Origin of the sequence: Nakamurella sp., from assembly GCF_048594475.1 — a bacterium.
In the GTDB taxonomy this organism is placed as follows: Bacteria; Actinomycetota; Actinomycetes; order Mycobacteriales; family Nakamurellaceae; genus Nakamurella.
In genome coordinates this window covers 1-3,107 of sequence record NZ_JBMDXT010000224.1, presented here as the reverse complement: position 1 = coordinate 3,107, position 3,107 = coordinate 1, and the positions used below count along the sequence as shown (strand labels likewise).

Genomic DNA, 3,107 nt, shown 5'->3' with positions numbered 1-3,107 from the left:
GCCGGGTCGGCGGTCTCGGTGGCGGGCACCCCGGCCGTCGGGTCGGCGGCTTCCTGGGCGACGGGTTCAGCCGCCTCACCGGGTTCGGCCGGATCGGGTTCGGCCGCCTCGCCAGGTTCGGCCGGGTCAGGCTTGGGCTTGGCGTCGCCGGCGAAGACCACCTTCTTGTTCAGGTGCCGGCGCCGGATGAGCAGGACGACGCCGGCGGCGACGACCAGGATGCCGATGCCGGCCAGGATCCAGGCGACCGGGATCCCGCTGGACGATTCACCCGCGGTCGTCCCGGCCGATGGGGTCGGCTCGACCCCGGCGGCCGGCGAGGCCGTCGCCGACCCGGAGGCAGTGTCGGACCCGGACTCGGACGCCGGGGCCGGCACGCTGGGCGTCGGGGAGGGTCCGCCGGTGGCCTGCGCGAGCGAGTCGACCAGCTCCCCGACGGGCGCCGTGCCGGCCGGCAGGGCGAAGCCCCAGTCCAGCAGCGACGCGGCCTGCATCCACTGCCGCCGGGGCTGTTGGGTGCCGTTCATCATCGTCACGACCAGCCGCTTGCCGTCCCGGGCGGCCATCCCGACGAACGTGTTGCCGGCGTCGTCGGTGAAGCCGGTCTTCCCGCCGAGACCGCCCGGGTACTGGGCCAGGATCTGGTTGTCGTTGGCCGCGATGTAGCCCTCGCTGCCGCCGGCGCCCGGCACCCGGATGTCCGGCCGGGAGATGATCTCGGGGAACGGCGGGGTGTTCATGTCCGCGCGCGCGAAGAGTGCCAGGTCGTACGGGGACGTCGACTGGCCGGCCCCGTCCAGGCCGGACGGGGGGGCCGCCCGGGTGTCCAGGGCGCCGAGCGCCCGGGCCGTGGAGTTCATGTCGGCGATCGTCTTGTCGTAGCCGCCGTTGGCCCGGGCCAGCGCGTTCGCGGCGTCGTTGCCGGAGATCATCACCAGGTACGAGATCAGGTCCCGGACGGTGTAGGTGCCGCCGGCCTCGATGCCGACGCGGGTGCCGTCCTGGGCGGTGTCGGCCTGGGTGCCCTCGACCACCTGATCGAGGTTCTTCAGGTTCGTCAGCATCACCTGCGCGGTGAGCAGCTTGAGGGTGCTGGCCGGCCGGTAGCGGCCGTGGGGGTCCTTGGCCGCGATCACCGCGCCGGTGTCGAGGTCGGCGATGAGCCACGCCCCGGCGCTGATGTCCGAGGGCAGGGCCGGCGCGTTCGCGGGCAGGATCAGCCCGCAGCTCCCGAGCTGGCTGCCGCCGACCGGGGTTGCGGGGACCGGCAACGGCTCGGGCGGGGCCTGCCCGTCGGGCACGTCCTCGGACGTGTCCACCGCGGGCGGCGGCCGGTCCCGCTGCGGGCATCCGTCGGTCGACGGGGTCTGCACGGTGACGCTCGGTGGCGAGTACGGGTCGGTGTTGGGGGCGGCGGCCGCGGGCACGACCGCACCGGCGGACACGACGAGGAACGCGGCCCCGACCAGGGCGACGCGCCGGGGCAGGGAGGCGGGCATCGTGCCTTACGGTAACGCCCGCCCCGTATGCCCGGTGTCAGTGGGCGGTCTGGGCCTGATCGGAGGTGTCCGGGCTGCCGGCGGCGGCCTCGGCGATCTGCCGGCGCACGTCGTCCATGTCCAGATCGCGGACGGCGCCGATCAGCTGCTCCAGCGACGGGCCGGGGAGCGCGCCGGCCTGGGAGAAGACGAGGATCCCGTCACGGAACGCCATCAGGGTCGGGATCGACCGGATGTTCGCGGCCGCGGCCAGCTGCTGCTGGTCCTCGGTGTCGATCTTGCCGAAGACGATGTCGGTGTGCTTGTCCGACGCCTCCTCGAAGATCGGCCCGAACATGCGGCAGGGACCGCACCAGGCGGCCCAGAAGTCGACCAGGACGATGCCGTCGCCGGACACCGTCGTTTCGAAATTCTCTTTGGTCAGTTCCAGCGTGGCCACGGAAATGTCCCCTCACGACGAGTCGATTCGCTGATGAATTGGTGCTGCGATACTGCCAGGATCAACCGGCGGCGACGGCCGGGCATTCCCGGCTGCGATACTCGGCCGATGCCGAGACGGGGGTGCCGGGGCCGATGAGCGACGTCGTCGCCGGCCGGTACGCCCTGATCGACCCCATCGGATCGGGCGGGTCGGGCACGGTCTGGCGGGCCTGGGACCGCCGGCGGGACACGTACTGCGCGGCCAAACTGCTGCGCCAGCGGGACGCCGGGGAACTGCTGCGGTTCGTCCGGGAGCAGTCGGTTCGCCTTGACCATCCGCACATCGTCAGCCCCTACGGCTGGGCGGCCGAGGACGGCACGGTGCTCATCGCCAGCGATCTGGTCGCCGGCGGGTCGTTGCACACGCTCATGGGGGACTGGGGTCCGCTGGCCGAGGGCACCGTCGTCACCGTGCTGCGTCAGGTGCTCGACGGGCTGGCCGCCGTGCACGACGCGGCGTTGATCCATCGGGACGTGAAGCCGGCCAACGTGCTGCTGCGCGTCACCGGCTCCGGCCCGCTCCACACGGTGCTGACCGACTTCGGGCTGACCATCAGCCGCCGGGACGCCCGGCTGACCCAGGTCGGCATGGTCATCGGCACGCCGGGCTACCTCCCGCCGGAGGTGCTGGTGGGTGGGGTGCCGCCGGACCCGCGACACGACCTCTATGCCGCCGGCCGGCTCGCGGTGGCCCTGCTGCACGGCGCCGAGCCCGAGTCGGCGGGACCCGACGTCGTCGAGTCGATCCGTGATCCGATCCTGCGGGCGGCGATCGACGGGCTGCTGCGCCGGGATCCCGACGAGCGGCCGCCGGACGCCTCCGCGGCCGCCGCCCTGCTGGCCGCCGCCCCGGCCGACCGGGCGCCCCGCACCCGGGACGGCGATCCGGTGGAGGTGCTGGACCAGTTGCCCCCGTTGCCGGCCGGCGCCCGGACCGGGGAACCGCCGGCCCCGGTGGGCGCGCGGGCCACGATCATCGACGTCCCCGCCACCGTCCCGCGAACCGTGACCTCGACCCGGTCCGGTCCTCCGCCACCGGACCCCGGGCCGCCGGGCTCCGCGCCGCTCGCCACGGAGTCGGGTGAGTCCAGCCCGCCCGGACCGGTCGGATCGCCCGGACCGGTCGGG

Annotated in this window: 3 protein-coding genes; 1 reads left to right on the top strand and 2 read right to left on the bottom strand. The window is 74.1% G+C overall.

All coding sequences use genetic code 11. The annotated features are described in order from the left end of the window. Both ACOJUF_RS10535 and trxA read right to left on the bottom strand, forming a co-directional pair. The coding region (locus ACOJUF_RS10535; RefSeq protein ID WP_420121806.1) for a serine hydrolase at positions 1-1,499 on the bottom strand (1,499 nt) is incomplete at its 3' end. A 37-nt stretch (positions 1,500-1,536) separates the two neighbouring features. Next, a complete protein-coding gene (gene trxA / locus ACOJUF_RS10530) occupies positions 1,537-1,938 on the bottom strand; it encodes a thioredoxin (RefSeq protein WP_420121805.1) in 402 nt (133 codons plus the stop codon). 134 nt (positions 1,939-2,072) lie between these two features. On the opposite strand from trxA, the gene ACOJUF_RS10525 reads away from it, so the two are divergent. Beyond that, positions 2,073-3,107 (top strand): serine/threonine-protein kinase (locus ACOJUF_RS10525; protein ID WP_420121804.1); only part of this gene is annotated, 1,035 nt, incomplete at its 3' end.